This window comes from Tolypothrix tenuis PCC 7101, assembly GCF_963874875.1.
Taxonomy (GTDB): Bacteria; Cyanobacteriota; Cyanobacteriia; order Cyanobacteriales; family Nostocaceae; genus Aulosira; species Aulosira tenue.
The window spans coordinates 3598660-3614330 of the sequence record NZ_CAWNJS010000001.1 but is presented as its reverse complement, the minus strand read 5'-3'; the positions used below and the strand labels follow the sequence as shown (position 1 = coordinate 3614330).

General features: G+C 40.3%; 17 protein-coding genes. 15 read left to right on the top strand and 2 right to left on the bottom strand.

Annotated features, from left to right (window positions below; translation table 11 throughout):
* The 7 genes from AACU25_RS14750 to AACU25_RS14720 all read left to right on the top strand — a co-directional run bounded on the left by AACU25_RS14750 (window position 1) and on the right by AACU25_RS14720 (window position 4451).
* A complete protein-coding gene (locus tag AACU25_RS14750) occupies window positions 1-903 on the top strand; it encodes a ferritin-like domain-containing protein (protein WP_321206749.1) in 903 nt (300 codons plus the stop codon).
* 63 nt (window positions 904-966) lie between these two features.
* Window positions 967-2142, top strand: coding sequence for a P-aminobenzoate N-oxygenase AurF (locus tag AACU25_RS14745; RefSeq protein ID WP_096576799.1), 1176 nt, complete (start codon window positions 967-969; stop codon window positions 2140-2142).
* A 91-nt stretch (window positions 2143-2233) separates the two neighbouring features.
* Window positions 2234-2425, top strand: coding sequence for a hypothetical protein (locus AACU25_RS14740; RefSeq protein ID WP_045867390.1), 192 nt, complete (start codon window positions 2234-2236; stop codon window positions 2423-2425).
* A 158-nt stretch (window positions 2426-2583) separates the two neighbouring features.
* Window positions 2584-2874, top strand: coding sequence for a 2Fe-2S iron-sulfur cluster-binding protein (locus AACU25_RS14735; RefSeq protein ID WP_190445821.1), 291 nt, complete (start codon window positions 2584-2586; stop codon window positions 2872-2874).
* Window positions 2875-2915: 41 nt separating this feature from the next.
* Entirely contained in the window at window positions 2916-3176 is a 261-nt protein-coding gene (locus AACU25_RS14730) for a type II toxin-antitoxin system Phd/YefM family antitoxin (protein ID WP_096583766.1), read from the top strand.
* On the top strand, window positions 3173-3415 hold the full coding sequence (locus AACU25_RS14725; protein WP_096576795.1) for a helix-turn-helix domain-containing protein: 243 nt from the start codon (window positions 3173-3175) through the stop codon (window positions 3413-3415). Before AACU25_RS14730 ends, AACU25_RS14725 begins: the two co-directional genes overlap by 4 nt.
* 49 nt (window positions 3416-3464) lie before the next feature.
* Window positions 3465-4451 (top strand): DNA-methyltransferase, encoded by a 987-nt coding sequence (locus AACU25_RS14720; RefSeq protein ID WP_096576793.1) that lies wholly within the window; start codon window positions 3465-3467, stop codon window positions 4449-4451.
* A gap of 3 nt (window positions 4452-4454) precedes the next feature.
* Here AACU25_RS14720 and AACU25_RS14715 read toward each other — a convergent pair whose 3' ends face one another.
* Window positions 4455-5048: a PDDEXK family nuclease gene (locus AACU25_RS14715; RefSeq protein WP_096576791.1), complete on the bottom strand. Its 594-nt coding sequence runs from the start codon at window positions 5046-5048 to the stop codon at window positions 4455-4457.
* A 180-nt stretch (window positions 5049-5228) separates the two neighbouring features.
* Between AACU25_RS14715 and AACU25_RS14710 the strand changes: the two genes are divergently transcribed.
* The 5 genes from AACU25_RS14710 to AACU25_RS14690 all read left to right on the top strand — a co-directional run bounded on the left by AACU25_RS14710 (window position 5229) and on the right by AACU25_RS14690 (window position 10130).
* The gene (locus AACU25_RS14710) at window positions 5229-6251 is read left to right on the top strand and encodes an aromatic ring-hydroxylating dioxygenase subunit alpha (RefSeq protein ID WP_096576789.1); all 1023 of its coding nucleotides are present in this window, start codon (window positions 5229-5231) and stop codon (window positions 6249-6251) included.
* Between the two features lie 19 nt (window positions 6252-6270).
* Window positions 6271-7017, top strand: coding sequence for a sterol desaturase family protein (locus tag AACU25_RS14705; protein WP_190445822.1), 747 nt, complete (start codon window positions 6271-6273; stop codon window positions 7015-7017).
* 34 nt (window positions 7018-7051) lie between these two features.
* A complete protein-coding gene (locus AACU25_RS14700) occupies window positions 7052-7687 on the top strand; it encodes an acyl transferase (protein WP_321206750.1) in 636 nt (211 codons plus the stop codon).
* 67 nt (window positions 7688-7754) lie between these two features.
* Window positions 7755-9290 carry a GH3 family acyl-acid amido synthetase gene (locus AACU25_RS14695; RefSeq protein WP_096576787.1) on the top strand — a complete coding sequence of 512 codons (1536 nt, stop codon included), beginning with the start codon at window positions 7755-7757 and terminating at the stop codon, window positions 9288-9290.
* 48 nt (window positions 9291-9338) lie between these two features.
* Window positions 9339-10130, top strand: a complete 792-nt coding sequence (locus AACU25_RS14690) for a nucleoside phosphorylase (protein WP_096576785.1) — start codon at window positions 9339-9341, stop codon at window positions 10128-10130.
* Between the two features lie 143 nt (window positions 10131-10273).
* Here the strand turns inward: AACU25_RS14690 and AACU25_RS14685 are convergent, their stop codons facing one another.
* Window positions 10274-11107, bottom strand: coding sequence for a M90 family metallopeptidase (locus AACU25_RS14685; protein WP_096576783.1), 834 nt, complete (start codon window positions 11105-11107; stop codon window positions 10274-10276).
* Window positions 11108-11331: 224 nt separating this feature from the next.
* Between AACU25_RS14685 and yidD the strand changes: the two genes are divergently transcribed.
* From yidD to ilvA, 3 genes are all read left to right on the top strand, one after another.
* Complete coding sequence (gene yidD / locus AACU25_RS14680; RefSeq protein ID WP_096576781.1) at window positions 11332-11619, top strand: membrane protein insertion efficiency factor YidD; 288 nt, start codon at window positions 11332-11334, stop codon at window positions 11617-11619.
* Window positions 11620-12119: 500 nt separating this feature from the next.
* Window positions 12120-13481, top strand: a complete 1362-nt coding sequence (locus tag AACU25_RS14675; RefSeq protein ID WP_096573981.1) for an IS4 family transposase — start codon at window positions 12120-12122, stop codon at window positions 13479-13481.
* Between the two features lie 508 nt (window positions 13482-13989).
* The gene (gene ilvA, locus AACU25_RS14670) at window positions 13990-15501 is read left to right on the top strand and encodes a threonine ammonia-lyase, biosynthetic (RefSeq protein ID WP_096576777.1); all 1512 of its coding nucleotides are present in this window, start codon (window positions 13990-13992) and stop codon (window positions 15499-15501) included.
* Window positions 15502-15671: the final 170 nt, after the last annotated feature.

Sequence of the window (15671 nt, the reverse complement as noted above, 5' to 3'; positions counted from 1 at the left end):
TTGTCCTATAAAATTGCCGGAATAGATTTACCGCATATAAATTATGATGATAAACTGCGGCGAATATTAACAGCCGCATTACCTAATCAAAACGATAAGACTTCACAACCACAATTAAATTATTGGGATGCAAAATTTTTTAATTTACATCAAGTCCAAATTTTTCAACAAGCGAGTTTAGATGAACAATCTGCCATACTTCAGTTTACCAATCGCAGCCTATTAGCAGAATCTTATTTTATCGAGAAAGCTGGCGTTGGTTACATGGCAAAAATGGTATTGTTAGCAGAAACAGTGGAAGAAAGAATGCTTTATGCACTGTTTAGCGCTGATGAAGCTACTCACCTCAGCCAAATCATTAATTTTTTACCAGAAATTGCATCTACTAATAGCAACGATCCATTTCTAAAGTTACTAGCAGAAGTAGTTGAAAGTGCAGACAAAACAGTATTGTTATTTGTGCTGCAAGTAGTTTTAGAAGGATGGGGATTAAGCCATTACCGCCGCTTGTCTAAAGAGTGTCATCATCCTATCCTCGCGGAACTTTTCTTCAGTTTTCTCCAAGCCGAATCTCGCCATCATGGTACAGGAACAATGCTATTTAACCGCAATCCTGTTTCAGCAACAAGTAAAGCAGCCGCAATCGAGATTTTAGCTAGCTTTCTATCTATGGTACAAGTAGGGCCGCAAAGCGTTCTATCAGCCATTGAGCAGGTAAAAGGACATCTTTCGCGATCGCAAAAAATCCAAATCCTCGAAGAACTCGATACCAAAACCCACAGTGGAACCAGATTAGAGATACTGCGATCGCTCATGGGTGGTGCATCCGCAGAAGCCATTGTACAAGCTTTAGAGGAACGCGGCGCATTTTCACCACTCCCCCCTCATCAATGCGTTTATTAACCCTCTTACTCTTCTTTGCGTGAGCCTAATTAATACTTCTCATCACAACGTAAAAACTTTGATATGCAAAATACTATTCAAAAACTATCAGAAAATCCAACCACCTATCGTAAATTACAAATTAACCACACTCGCAACAAACAGCAAGATCATACTGCTTTAATGGATGAAGCAACAGCTAATTTTCGCTATGAAGATTGCCAAAAAGAATATTGGAATCCTGAAGAATTTTCCCTACTCTACGGTACAGCTTTATGGGAACAATCTAGCCCACATCAACGTGTCATTTTAAATCACCTTTACTGGGTAGCATACTATTCGCAAATAGTTTCTGCTGAAATTGCCACAATATATTTTAATCAAACTAGCGCAGCCGGACTTTATGCTCATGAAGATTTCCGCTTAATTTGTGATACCTTAGATTTAGAATCCTCTCAAGAAAGAGCGCATATCAATGCTTTTCGGACAATTGCTAAACAGGTTGAGCAAGCATTATTTGGAGAATTGATATTTACTTACCCCATGCGCGGCCCGTTTACCGAAACGATAGTTTATGCTGACACAAACGCTCTCAAAACTTGGTGGAAAAAAATTCAACTGCAATACTTCGGTTTGATTTCTGCAAATAATACCTTTTTAGCTTGTCAGTATTTTACAGTCCGAGGAGTGCGGACACTAAATGGCAAATTAGTACAGCATAAACTCAGCAATTATTATCAAAAACATCCTTATTCTGAAACTGCACCTATTCCTGCGAAAATCTCTTACTACCACTTTCTAGATGAGAGCTTTCATTTTAATAGTTCGACAATTATATCTCACGATGTCGTTACCTGCCTGCCTCCACCAACGGCATTTGAGAGCCTAGTTGCTAATTTAGGATTGATTGGATGTCAGCGCGATCACTTTCACTTTTCAGCAGCGATTAACGGAATTTTCTGGTACGACCCAGCGCTGTATGACAAGATTTATAAATTGTTGCGATCGCCAATTTTTTCTATGAGTGATAATGATGCTAAAGAAATGATTCGTCGCTGTTTTACCGAAGAATCGGAAGGCTTGCATCGCAGTTTTTCCACCCATCAAGAAGCGATGGCATCTTATAAAGTCTATGTCGAAAAGCTCGATTATCTTTGGCAGCAAAATCGAGAAATGTCAATTATGGGAGCTAATTCCCTGGCTCGATATCTAGCAACTCAAAAAAGTGCTTTTCAAAGGTTTCAAAATTATCGAAATTGAAATAAATCTTAATCTATATATTTGATAAAACAAAAGTTATCTACATAGCTTTTGTCAGAATATATCAGTGGACATCCAAGAGGTACATATCATGCACAAAGAATATATGGAGATTCTAGAAACATTACTTGATAAATTGACATTATCTGCTATTTTAGAAATGTTAGAGCGCTTATGCCACAAAAAAGCAGAAAATTTGAGAACTCATTGGCAAGACGAACATTCAGCAAAGCTGTGGGAGAAAGCTGCTAGACAGATAGAACAGATAAATGTTGATGTTTGACGCAAAAAGCCAGCCAGGTAAATAAAATCGATTGGGTATACAATGTGCGAATTGTATGCCTAATCCTGCTTATTTAATTGCAAATTTAAATTGTGCGATCGCAAGCTATTTAATGGTAAAGATTTTAAGTTTTATCCCTGTGCATTAATTGATTAATTATGCCTGAACTTTGTAAAATATCCTTTCCGGGAACTAACTATCCCCCCATAAATCTGCAACCTCATCAAAATTTATCTGAGTATCTGACAATTCAAAATTCACCTGTATTGTTTGGTTGTCGCACTGGTATTTGCGGAACTTGTTTAGTTGAGGTGATTGGTGAAATTTCGCCTCCCCTACCTGATGAACAGGAAATGTTGAATACCTTAGTACCGAACCATCCCAATGTAAGATTAGCTTGTCAACTTGACATCATAGCTGATGTCGAAATTCGTAAAATAGAACAATGAGGTTGTTTACATTGAATTTAACGGCTGAGTTTTTTAATTTTATGGAAACTGTAAATATTGATCAAGCTCAAACAAATTTTACAGAGATGTTGTCACGCGTAGAATTAGGAGAAAAAATCATTATTTCTAACCAAGGTATTGCGATCGCAAAGTTAGTTCCGTTCCGCGCCGCATCAAACCGAAGCGATAGTTTAGGGCAGGATCGAGGACTGTTCATAGTACCGGAAGACTTTACTGCTCCTTTACCAGAAGAGATTTTGGTAGCATTTGAGGGCAATGAGCAATGCAAACCTATCGTATGACAGATTCCAGTTCAAATGATAACCCCGAACTACTATCAGTAGCTCAAACTGCCAAATTACTTGATGTTACCCGTCAGCGAGTTCATGACTTAATTAAGAATGGTCAGATTGTAGCTCGTAAACTAGGAAATTACTATTACATAGAAACTGTTGAGGTTGAGAGATACAAAAATCAACCTGTGGGAAAACCTTATCAGCCACGCAGTACAACTGCTCAACAAAACTCTATTGACAATTGACAATAGAGTTTTTAGACTCAAGCTATACTAATTACTCAAGACTAAATAAATGCTTCCGTTTCAAGTAATTACACCTGAGGTTGCAAGTCAACAAGGGCTGCAACAGGTTTACATGAGTAAGCATGGCATACTCTATCTAGGAGACTGTCTGAAACTGCTTTCAGTCTTACCTGATGAATCTATAGATCTGATATTTGCCGATCCACCTTTTAATCTTGGTAAAGAATATGGTGAAGGTGTAAGCGATCGCATGGAGGTAGATAAGTATTTAGAATGGTCACAACAATGGATAGGTGAGTGTGTTCGAGTACTTAAACCTGGTGGAAGTTTGTTTATATTTAATCTACCTAAATGGTGTATAGAGTATGGGGCTTATCTGAATCGTCAAGGGATGTGGTTTCGTCATTGGATTGCTTGCAGAATGCCGAAGGCATTTCCTAGAGGAAAAAAGATGTCTCCTGCACACTATGGTCTAATTTATTACACAAAAGGAGAGCCGACAGTATTCAATAAGGTTTATACTCCTATCCAGGTTTGTCGGCATTGTGGCGGAGAAATTCGTGATTATGGTGGACATCGAAAAAAGCTTAATGAAAAGGGTATTAATTTAATGGATGTCTGGGACACACCAGAAGATGTTTGGGACGATACAGCCGAAGCTAATTCCTCTGAAGTTTTATGGACATTAACAGAAGAAATGTGGACTGATATCCCACCAGTTCGGCATCGTCGGCACAAAAAACGAGTGCCAAACGAACTTGCACCGATTATGCTAGAAAGAATCATCGCAATGGCATCGAATCCAGGTCAAATTGTGTTTGATCCATTTGGGGGTTCTGGTACTACATTCTATGCAGCAGAAAGGCTACATCGTTACTGGATTGGTTCAGAAATTGGTGATACAAATCCAGCAGTAGAAAGACTAACCGATTTAGCTAATGGGGTTCTAGAACAATGGGAATCGGCAAGGGGAAGCAAAAAACCGAAGCCAAATAAAACTACTGCATCACAACTGCCAATTCCCTTTTCTACATAGCTTTTAGACTAATGCACGTCCATCTGTACCTTTAGTAATTTTTGGCACGCTGCTGTCTATTTGATCGTGTTCAATTACGAAGATTGCCAAAAAACCTTCTTCAATCTTAACGGCTCGCCAAACATCAAAGTAAGGTTCTAGCTCTTCATAATTGCCAATGCGATCAGTTAGATAAGGGTAAAGTTTTCTACTTGGAAGTACCAAAGCTGCACCTAAAAAAACACCGCGTAACAACCCCAGAATCATTTTATTAATTGCTCGATGACTTGAGGAAATATTGCCTGTTTCCCACTCCAGAGCAAAACGATAATTATCAATGATTTTTGTTGCATCCACCTTTCCTGGGGATTTGGTTGCATAATTAATTGGAGTTTCCAAGCTCCATCCAAATCTTTCTCTCAATGCAATCATGCAAGCTTCTTTAATTGGTTTAACACCATTACCATGTTTTGCTGGATTAATTGTAAAGCTGAATGTCCCAGGAGGATTAACGATTAGGGAAATAGCTTCCCGAATTTCATTCCTAATGATAGACCAATCATTTGATTCTTCAAAACTACCAACACTGATCAAAGAAACCTCTTGAACAATTTTCATATTAACTACTCACTGACTTAGTTACGCAAGAGTAGTACAGTTTTGTGTATTAGTTTTGAGATTTAACCTTAGTTTCTACATTACGCACCAAACCATCTTTAATTGTAAATTAGCACTCTTGGAGCAGAGAGATTGTCATAATTTAAATACGATCGCTCTCAGCAATCCCCACTATCAACCATGCAATTTGCAGATTTTTGGTATACTGTCGCACTCAGTGAGCAACTACAACCAAACAAGGTATTAGCAAGAACCGTTTTAGGTGAGTGGCTAGCAATATTTCGTGGCGAAGATGGACAACCTGTAGCGTTGCGCGATCGCTGTTTGCATCGCAGCAGTCGTCTATCAACTGGTAAAGTCTGTGCAGGGGCTTTGCAATGTCCTTATCATGGTTGGGTATACGATGAAAATGGCAAGGTGATTGCAGTTCCATCTGAGGGCGAGGATTTCAAACCTTCCCAGCAGCGTCAAGCCAAGCGGTACGCTACTAAAGAACAGGATGGTTATATATATGTGCGGTTAGCGGAAACTCCCCGCGAAGAATTTCAGCCATTTTCTATGCCACATTATGGAGAAGCTGGTTGGGAAACGGTGCGGGTAATTAATCGTTTTGCTAACAATGTCACTAATTGTGCAGAGAACTTTATTGATATTCCCCACACAGCTTTTGTACATCCTGGCGTATTTCGTACCTCTCGCCAACAAAAGCTAGAAATGACTGTGGAAAGGGAAAATGGTGCAGTTTTAGTAGAGTATCGCCATGAAACCAGCAATTTAGGCTGGTATAGCCGTTTTCTTAATCGTGAAAGTGCAGAGATTCAACATTGCGATCGCTTTTATATGCCCAATATTACCTCTGTGGAATATCACATGGGACGCGATCGCCATCTGTTCATTACCAGCCAATCTATCCCAGAAACCGATAATTCCACTCTGGTTTATACAGATGTCACTTACAACTATGGCATCTGGAACAAACTAGCGCGTCCGTTGGTGTGGTGGACTGCTCAACATATTATCCGCCAGGATATTGAAATTTTAGGGATTCAGGGAGAGGCGATCGCAAAATACGGTACACAATTTTCTAATACACCTGCGGACACAATTCATGTATTTGTAGAGTCAATTATAACAGCAATTTCTCGGAGAGAAGACCCGAGATTATTACCAAATCAATCGGTAAAAGTAAGATTTTGGGTTTAAGAATATTTCGTAATTAATTATGCATAACCTAGCACAAATTATCATTTTTATTACATTTATTGTTTTGCTTGTATGGACAATTAATAATCAATTCGGGCGAACTCAACTCAAATCAAAAAATCGTGAAGATTGGCTTTTGGATACTGTTGGCTTAATGATTCAAGGAATTGTGATTCCTTTATTGCAGGCTACTGTAGTTTACGGGCTTTACCATCATTTATTACCCAACTCACAGGGCATTTTAAAAATTGCACCTATTTTAGCTTTTATAATTAGTTTTATATTAGTAGATTATTTATATTATTGGAATCATCGTTTATTACATAGTAAATTTCTGTGGTCAGTACATCAAGTGCATCATACTGTGACACAAATGGATGTATTAGGCACTTCTCGTAATACGCTATGGACAAGTTTGCTAATTGTTTATTTATGGATACACACTTTATTTTTGTATCTTCTATCCGATTCAACGGCTTATTTACTAGGGGTTAGTCTAACTTCTGCTTTAGACTTATGGCGACATAGCCGCTTGATGATTGATGAAAATAGTTGGCTATATCAATTTGTATTTCCCTGGCTAATCTTACCCCAGGATCATGCATGGCATCATTGCAGTGAAGTTTTTAATTGCAATTATGGTGCTAACTTGAAATTGTGGGATAAGTTACATAAAACTTATTATGAAACCCAAGATTTACCATCAGTAATCGGAATCTCTACTTCCTTAACATTAAGCCAAAAACTTTTATTTCCATTTTCATAAGATTTACAAAAAAGGCATAAGCATATCTCTTTATATGCCCAATGCCCAATACCCTATTTTTATGACCTTTTTAAGTACAATTCTTTTATTTTTTCCTACCTTGATATTAATACTAACTGGGGCTGCTATCATCTACCTTGCCTATTCACCCAGTATCTTTAGTATTTTAGCAGTGTTATTTTCTTTGTATGGATTACCTTTGCTAATTTACCGCTTACATCAATGGATATATCCTGTACAGGAAGGTATTAGTTATTTACGCGGTAACTCATATAGTCCTTGGTGGGGTAGTCATCAAATTCAGGTAATTTATATTGCAATCCCCGTATTGGAAACAATATTGCGATTGATTCCAGGTGCATTTTCGTTTTGGTTGCGATTGTGGGGTGCTAAAATAGGGCGAAATATTTACTGGACACCAGGATTAGAAATTGCCGATCGCGGTTTAATTGAAATAGGCGATCGCGTAGTTATGGGACATCGTGTCACTATCTCGTCTCATATAATTAAGCCCCGCAAACAAGACTTAATGTTGTATGTCAATAAAGTCAAAATTGGTAACGATGTATTTGTGGGTGCTGGATGCGTTCTTGTTCCTGGTGTCGTGATTAGTGATGGTACGTTTGTCCCGGCTGGGACAAATATTTATCCTAATACAAAGGTGGAATAATTGTTAGATATTTTTCAAATTAATCCAAAAATTACACAGTATAAAATCATCTGTAAATTTTGATATTATGCGTTCGATTATTCAATTATTTGGAAAACTTTTTGCACCAGCTTACCGACGCTTTGAGCGAGCTTTAAATTATCCAGAATTAACACAACTATCTGTGCAGCAAGAAATTTGCGATCGCCTGATGGCTAGCGACTATGGCAAAGCTTTAAAAATTCGCTCTGTAGAAGATTGGCAAGATGTGCCAATTGTTGATTACGATACATTAGAGCCTTGGATTTTAGGACAAGAAAAGCGTCAGCAAATACCTTTAACTACCGAACCAATTTTATTTTATGAAAAAACCTCTGGTAGTAGTGGGGCGATAAAATGGATTCCCTACACTCTGTCTTTACGACGCTCATTTAATCAAATGTTTTGTGTGTGGGCTTATGATTTAATTAAAAATGGCCCGAGATTTTCTACAGGTAAAATTTACGCTTGTATCTCGCCGCAATTAAATGTTGCGGATGCTTCATCTTTACAAGATGACTTAGATTATTTAGATGGCTGGTTGCGGTGGTTGCTGCGTCCTTGGTTAGTAATGCCAAATAACCTTAATCACCTACATAATGCCCAAGAATTTAAACATCAGTTGGCTTTGGCTTTATTACAGGCAGAAAAATTAGAAATTATTTCAATTTGGAGTCCGAGTTTTCTACAAGTACATTTAAAATATATTCAAGAAAATCAGGAATTATTACAGCAAGAATTACACAATAAAATATCGCGTGTAGGCGTAGCCCGTCGTAGACATCGCCTGCAACTTCTGGGCGAAAATCCGATACCTTGGACGCAATTATGGTCAAATTTAAAGCTGATTTCTTGTTGGGATAGCGCTAACGCCGCTGATCAAGCCAAAGGGTTGCAATCTCAGTTTCCGGGTGTGTTGGTTCAAGGTAAGGGATTGCTAGCCACCGAAGCACCGATGACGATTCCCTTAATTGCGGCTGGGGGTTATGTTCCGGTTTTGGATGAAGTGTTTTTTGAGTTTGAGGATAATAACGGTTCGGTGTATCGCTTACACGAACTCCAACAGGGAGAAGAATACACCATAATTTTGTCACAGAAAGGCGGTTTGTATCGTTATCGTATAGGCGATCGCATCCGAGTAACGCATTACTATCGCCAAACCCCCTGTTTAGAGTTTCTGGGAAGACATCAAGCTGTTAGCGATTTAGTGGGAGAGAAGTTGCAATCCAACTTTGTCCATCATGCTTTGCATAGCATGAATTTACCGGAAGGCTGTTTTAAAAGCTTAGTCAGTCTTGCTGAACCACCACAGTATATTTTACTACTCGATTCAGCAGCAACCTCAAAAGAAATCCTGGCGCAACAACTAGATGAGGCGTTATCACAGTCATATCATTATCAACGGGCGCGATCGCTTGGTCAACTCGCACCGCCGCAAGTTATAATTTCTGCTCAAATTCCAGAGATATTAGCCTTACATCGTCTCCGCAGTGGAAGTATTTGGGGAGGTATTAAGCATCCAATTTTAGCAACATCGCCTATTAGCACCGAACTTTTACAAGAATTGCAAAGAACATCATCATAGTGCCTACTTAGTTACTTAAGATGATTCTGAACTAAATTCTGTTGCCTTATGTGCAGTAAACGCTTTTACCACATTGGCTTTGAACAAGCGGATTTGGGTGCAAAACCTCCCACATTAGCGCTATTATCTGGCGATCCAGAACGTGCATCTCTGATCGCCCAAACTCATTTGCAAAATGTGAAATTGTTATCAGATAATCGGGGGCTGAATAGTTATTTAGGATATTTAGCCAATGGTTGCCCTATCTTATCAGCGACCAGTGGCATGGGTGCGCCTTCGTTAAGTATTGTAGTCAATGAATTAGTCCAGGTAGGAATCCGGCAAATTATTCGCGTTGGTACTTGCGGCTCAATTCAACCTCATGTAGCCGTTGGTAGTATTGTGATTAGCAATGCCGCATTGTGTCGCCAAGGTGCAGCTAATGATATTGCACCTCTTGAGTATCCAGCCGCAGCCGATCCATTTCTTACAGTCGCCTTAGTAAAAGCAGCACGAAAATTAGGCTGTGAGCATCATTTAGGCATTGCAGCTTCAGTAGATACCTTTTATGAAGGACAAGAACGCATGGATTCAGCCAATCCATATTTAATGCGATCGCTACAGGGAATTACCGCAGAATATCGCCATTTAAATATCTTGAACTATGAAATGGAATGCGGCACACTATTTAAAATGGCAGGAGTTTACCAATTTGCCGCTGCTGCTGTGTGCGCTGTAGTTGCTCAACGTACTGTTTCTGAAAATATCATCTTCCCCAAGAAAGATATTGCCATTGAGAATGCGATCGCAACTGCTATATCTGCAGCCGAAACATTGCTGAGTGCTAAATTTGAGTTATAGCGAAAATAGGGAATGGGGCATTGGGCATTGGGCATAGTAAATGTAGGGTGTGTTGTCGCGCAGCGCAACGCACCGACGCAATATCAAATGTTTAATGTGCCGTACCCTCAGCAATAAAACACCCTACCTTAAATCTTTATTTATCAGTCCTTAAATCCCCATTGCCGAGGATTAACTTGATAGTAACGTTGCAGTAACTCATACAATCGCGGATGCTGATGTAACAACTGTTGAGGCTTCTCAAAAAAGGTTTCTGTGGCGACGGCGAAAAATTCAGCGGGATTTGTTGCACCATAGCTATTAATTACAGTTTTCACGCCTTGCTGCACATCATTGCAGAGTTGTTGATATTCTGCTGTCATTACCTGCGCCCAAATTGGATAATCTGATTTATTCGGTAAAATAGGTACACCTTGGGAATTACCATCTTCTTGATCTAATTGATGGGCAAATTCATGCAGCACTACATTATGTCCATCTTGCCAGTTTTGCGTGTCTTGCTCCACCTGTTCCCAAGAAAGTACAACTTGATCGCGACTCCAAGACTCACCTAATCTAGCTTCTCGCCTTTCTTCGACTACATACTCTCCAGTCGCGACGGTTTCAGTTACTAAATAAGCGCTGGGATAAACTAAAATTGAACGCAATTTTGAGAAGTATTCACCTCGTTCATTCAGTAATAGCAAACAAGCCACAGATGCAATAGTTAATTTCATTTCTTCTGTGACTTGTAATCCTTTACAGCCAATGAATTGCTTTTCGGTTAAGAAGACTTGAATATGTCCTTGTAGCCGTCTGCGTTCTGGGGGTGAAAGTTGGAGATAAATCGGCAGATTATTTTCAATAATGGCATTCCATAGAGGTGGGAAAGGACGAGATTTTAAACGTTTACGGTGCTGTTTAATTAACAGGGGACTGATTAAAATTGCGGTGATAACTATGCCAATAATGAGAAAGGCAATGATTGCTGGTATCATTGGTTTTGAGAGTTGGTTAATGGGTCAATACTACTCGGTTAAGCGTTTTGAAATTAAAATTGGTTTTGGGGAAAAGGTGAAAGGGGAAGGGTTTTAAACCTTTCCCCTTTACCCCTTACCCTTTCCCCCGCCTCTCAGGAATTTTGAAGTTAGGCCTTTTGATAGAGTTATCATTGCTAACTGGAGTACAAGATTAAATCGTAGTTTCTGATTCGGCTTGTTTTATGGCAGTTAGTACGATGGAAACTGTGGCTACCAAAGCTGCGATCGCATCTTTGAATATATATCAAAAACATCTTTCCCCGCGCAAAGGTTTCTCCTGTCCCCATCGCTTGCTATATGGAGGCGAATCTTGCTCAGACTACGTAAAGCACATTCTAATTAATCAAGACTTGATGACAGCTATCAAAACAGTTCCCCAGCGATTTCAATCATGTAAAATAGCAGCGCAAACTCTCCAAACCAAAGCTGAGGGTGGATGTATTGTGGTTCCTTGCTGTATACCACTTTAAATATTTATCGCGAAATTAAAGGTAACTGGCTGAGGCTGTCATTAGTCCTTGGTCATTTGTCATTGGTAAGGATTTCAAGCCGATTTATGTTTTTAATATAGTTGGGTTGATTTCCACTGACTGATACCAATTTAAATAATGTTTGGGACAAATAAAGTCTTTGTAGGGGCACGGCACCAGTAAGATAATTTGGTATACCACAAAATTGTGGATGCCGTGCCCCTACCAACCCATCTGTCGCGTTCTTTTTCAAAATGGTATGACTTAATGTTTGCGACACATCAATATATATATTGATTGTAGAGGACACGGCATTGCCTATTGGTGTCAACTTAACGTGAAACCCTCTTGGTTGCAAGGTTTCGCCCTCACCCCCAGCCCCTCTCCCAGTGCTATCCATTACCCGGATCTTTCTCAACAAAACTACAATTTACTTAAAAATAGCTAGAAAGCTGAGTAGGTATAGTTTTGTCATGGGAAGTAAAAACGGGTAATGGAAGATGGAAAAGTGGGCATCAGAAGAATTGAGACAAGCAGACTTAGGAGATGCAAGAAGAAATAAACGTTTAATAAGGATAGTGGAAGATTTAGCAGCACAACCTAGTGCGAGCATACCGCAAGCTTGTGGAAATGTAGCAGCAACCACAGCAGCGTATGATTTTTGGAATTCACCATACTTTGAAGCAGATGATATTAGGAATGCCCATATCAAAAGTACAGTCTCTAGAATCAAAGAACATGAGACAGTGTTGATGATTCAGGATACAACAAATATAGATTTGACAAAACATCCAGCGACAAGAGGAATTGGTTATCTAGATCATAGAAAAAGCTTGGGATTAAAAGTACATACAGCGTTTGCAGCCAGTACAAACGGAGTACCACTGGGAATCATTAATCAACAAGTTTGGACAAGAGATATAGAAGATTTAGGAATAGCGAAAAAACGCCGTCAACGACAAATACAAGAAAAAGAAAGTCAAAGATGGTTAGATGGATTAGAGAGAACACAAGAGTTTGTGCCCACAGAAACAACAGTTGTCACTATGGGAGATTCCGAAGCTGATATATTTGACTTATTTCGGAAACAACGCCCGAGAAATTCACATTTACTCATCCGGGGAACCCACAATAGAAAAGTCAATCACACAGCCAAGTATTTACATCAAGCAATCCGTGCTACCTCAGTAGGGGGAACATTATTAGTAGAAGTAAAACGTAATCCAGAAGCGGCAGCTAGAACTGCAAAACTAATCATTAAATATGCAACATTTGAAGTAGATGTACCACGGCATCACATAGCACGTTCACAACTTAAACCAGTAAAATTACAGGTGATTTTAGCAGAAGAAGAAAATCCACCAGTAGGTGTTAGCCCGATTAGTTGGCTATTATTAACGACCCTAGAAATTAAGAATTTTTCCGCCGCCATACGTTGCGTCAAATGGTATACCTATCGTTGGTTAATTGAACGCTACCACTATGCTTTAAAAAGCGGTTGTCAAATCGAAGAATTACAACTCGAAACTGCAAAGCGAATCAATATGGCATTAGCTACATATTCAATTGTCGCTTGGCGTTTATTATGGCTCACTTACGAAGCCAGACATAATCCAGATATTAGTTGTGAAACTGTTTTAGAGATATTTGAATGGCAGTCGTTATGCGTACATTTTACTAAAAATCCGATTCCACCTCAAAAGCCACCAACTCTTAGAGAAGCTGTACGTATGATTGCCACTCTCGGTGGTTTTTTAGGGCGCAAAAGCGATGGCGAACCTGGAGTTAAGACTATTTGGCGTGGATTGCGACGATTACATGATATCGCTGCTACTTGGAAATTAGCCCGGCTAACCCACTAGCCAAATCAACAAAATCCGCAAGGGTATGTCAACAACAATCCATATGGATACATATTTTTCTCACTCTGTCAACCACAGCTAAGAATCCTCAACGTGAAATTACTCCTATAAATGGCTTTCAGCTTTGTTAAGAAAGATGTGACTAATGGATAGCTCCCAGTGGGAGAGGGGTGCAAGAGATTTAATTTCCCTTCCCCTGGGGGAGCAAGAGATTTAGTTCCCCTTCTCCCGGGGGAGAAGGGGTTAGGGGATGAGGGCGCGAGGTATTTGTACAAAGCCCGCCCTATATAGCTTTTAGCTTAAGTTGACACCAATGAGCATTGCCTTGCCCCTACCCATTTATCGCATTCTTGGTTTCAATAGGCATAAGTCCTAATTCATTCACAGCTATCAAACACTTACCACCAAAGCTAATTACCAATTACCCATTACCAATTACCTAATCCCCAATCCCCAAAAGTAGCGTACAATTATTCTCCATCCGGCATCTGCTACCCCCTTGACGCTCATGTATTGTGACTACCTGGTTCAAATTCTCACTGCCCGTGTATATGATGTTGCCCAGGAAACACCTTTAGAGTATGCACCGAATCTTTCACGCAGACTGAACAATAAGCTATTGCTGAAGCGGGAAGATATGCAATCAGTATTTTCTTTTAAGCTGCGTGGCGCTTATAACAAGATGGTAAACCTGCCACCAGATTTATTACAGCAAGGTGTAATTGCTGCGTCTGCTGGTAACCATGCCCAAGGTGTCGCTTTATCTGCCAGTCGCTTGGGAACGCAAGCAATTATTGTGATGCCTGTAACCACACCCCAGGTAAAGGTGGATGCAGTCAAAGCTAGGGGTGGACACGTGGTATTGCATGGTAATACCTATGATGATGCTTATGCCTATGCGCGACAACTAGAAGCCGAAAAGGGGCTTACCTTCATTCACCCCTTTGATGATCCCGATGTCATAGCCGGACAGGGAACCATCGGTATGGAAATTTTACGGCAATATCAGCAACCCATCCATGCTATTTTTGTGGCCATTGGTGGTGGCGGATTAATTGCGGGGATTGCGGCTTATGTAAAGCGGTTGCGTCCAGAAATCAAGATAATTGGTGTGGAACCAGTGGATGCAGATGCGATGAGTCAATCGCTGAAAGCTGGACATCGGGTGAGATTATCTCAGGTGGGTTTATTTGCTGATGGCGTAGCAGTGCGGGAAGTCGGGGAGGAAACTTTTCACCTGTGTCAGCAATATGTAGATGAAATCATCTTGGTAGATACAGATGATACTTGCGCCGCTATTAAAGATGTATTTGAAGATACCCGTTCCATTTTAGAACCAGCAGGAGCATTGGCGATCGCAGCTGCTAAAGCCTACGCGGAACGCGAACAAATCGAGGGACAAACCTTAGTCGCTGTCGCTTGCGGTGCGAACATGAACTTCGACCGCTTGCGCTTTGTGGCTGAACGCGCCGAACTGGGGGAACGTCGGGAAGCCATTTTTGCCGTTACCATTCCCGAAGAACGGGGAAGTCTGCGGAAATTTTGTGAATGTATCGGCAATCGTAATTTAACTGAGTTTAACTATCGCATTGCCAGCGCCCAAGAAGCACATATTTTTGTCGGCTTGCAAGTTCAAAACCGCGCCGATGCAGTTAAGATGCGAGAAACTATTGAGAGTTGCGGCTTTGAAACCCTCGACCTCACCGACGACGAACTGACAAAGCTGCATCTGCGCCACATGGTTGGCGGACATTCACCCTTAGCAGAACATGAATTACTCTACCGCTTTGAATTCCCCGAACGCCCAGGGGCGTTAATGAAATTCGTCGGTTCCATGAGTCCCAACTGGAATATTAGTATGTTCCACTACCGCAATAATGGCGCAGACTACGGAAAAATTGTTGTTGGTATCCAAGTCCCACCGCAAGAGATGGCAGAGTGGCAAGCATTTTTAGATACCCTCGGATATCAGTATTGGGATGAAAACAAGAACCCCGCCTACAAGTTGTTTTTAGGATAGTTGACGTTTAAATCTTGTAGAGACGCGATTCATCGCGTCTGCTCAACCGATTCATCGCGTCTGCATAATCCCAAAATCATGGCGAAAAATTCATAACAGAGGCTGGATGCGTTACGCTAATCGCTAACGCATCCTACATTTAAACCGTATTGCGTCTTAGCCCAGATCCC

What these genes read in the sequence shown, in the direction of transcription:
- AACU25_RS14745 (WP_096576799.1), top strand. Translation starts at nt 967, where the DNA reads ATGCAAAATACTATTCAAAAACTATCAGAAAATCCAACCACCTATCGT.
- AACU25_RS14740 (WP_045867390.1), top strand. Translation starts at nt 2,234, where the DNA reads ATGCACAAAGAATATATGGAGATTCTAGAAACATTACTTGATAAATTG.
- AACU25_RS14735 (WP_190445821.1), top strand. Translation starts at nt 2,584, where the DNA reads ATGCCTGAACTTTGTAAAATATCCTTTCCGGGAACTAACTATCCCCCC.
- AACU25_RS14730 (WP_096583766.1), top strand. Translation starts at nt 2,916, where the DNA reads ATGGAAACTGTAAATATTGATCAAGCTCAAACAAATTTTACAGAGATG.
- AACU25_RS14725 (WP_096576795.1), top strand. Translation starts at nt 3,173, where the DNA reads ATGACAGATTCCAGTTCAAATGATAACCCCGAACTACTATCAGTAGCT.
- AACU25_RS14720 (WP_096576793.1), top strand. Translation starts at nt 3,465, where the DNA reads ATGCTTCCGTTTCAAGTAATTACACCTGAGGTTGCAAGTCAACAAGGG.
- AACU25_RS14715 (WP_096576791.1), bottom strand. Translation starts at nt 5,048, where the DNA reads ATGAAAATTGTTCAAGAGGTTTCTTTGATCAGTGTTGGTAGTTTTGAA.
- AACU25_RS14710 (WP_096576789.1), top strand. Translation starts at nt 5,229, where the DNA reads ATGCAATTTGCAGATTTTTGGTATACTGTCGCACTCAGTGAGCAACTA.
- AACU25_RS14705 (WP_190445822.1), top strand. Translation starts at nt 6,271, where the DNA reads ATGCATAACCTAGCACAAATTATCATTTTTATTACATTTATTGTTTTG.
- AACU25_RS14700 (WP_321206750.1), top strand. Translation starts at nt 7,052, where the DNA reads ATGCCCAATGCCCAATACCCTATTTTTATGACCTTTTTAAGTACAATT.
- AACU25_RS14695 (WP_096576787.1), top strand. Translation starts at nt 7,755, where the DNA reads ATGCGTTCGATTATTCAATTATTTGGAAAACTTTTTGCACCAGCTTAC.
- AACU25_RS14690 (WP_096576785.1), top strand. Translation starts at nt 9,339, where the DNA reads ATGTGCAGTAAACGCTTTTACCACATTGGCTTTGAACAAGCGGATTTG.
- AACU25_RS14685 (WP_096576783.1), bottom strand. Translation starts at nt 11,107, where the DNA reads ATGATACCAGCAATCATTGCCTTTCTCATTATTGGCATAGTTATCACC.
- yidD (WP_096576781.1), top strand. Translation starts at nt 11,332, where the DNA reads ATGGCAGTTAGTACGATGGAAACTGTGGCTACCAAAGCTGCGATCGCA.
- AACU25_RS14675 (WP_096573981.1), top strand. Translation starts at nt 12,120, where the DNA reads ATGGAAAAGTGGGCATCAGAAGAATTGAGACAAGCAGACTTAGGAGAT.
- ilvA (WP_096576777.1), top strand. Translation starts at nt 13,990, where the DNA reads ATGTATTGTGACTACCTGGTTCAAATTCTCACTGCCCGTGTATATGAT.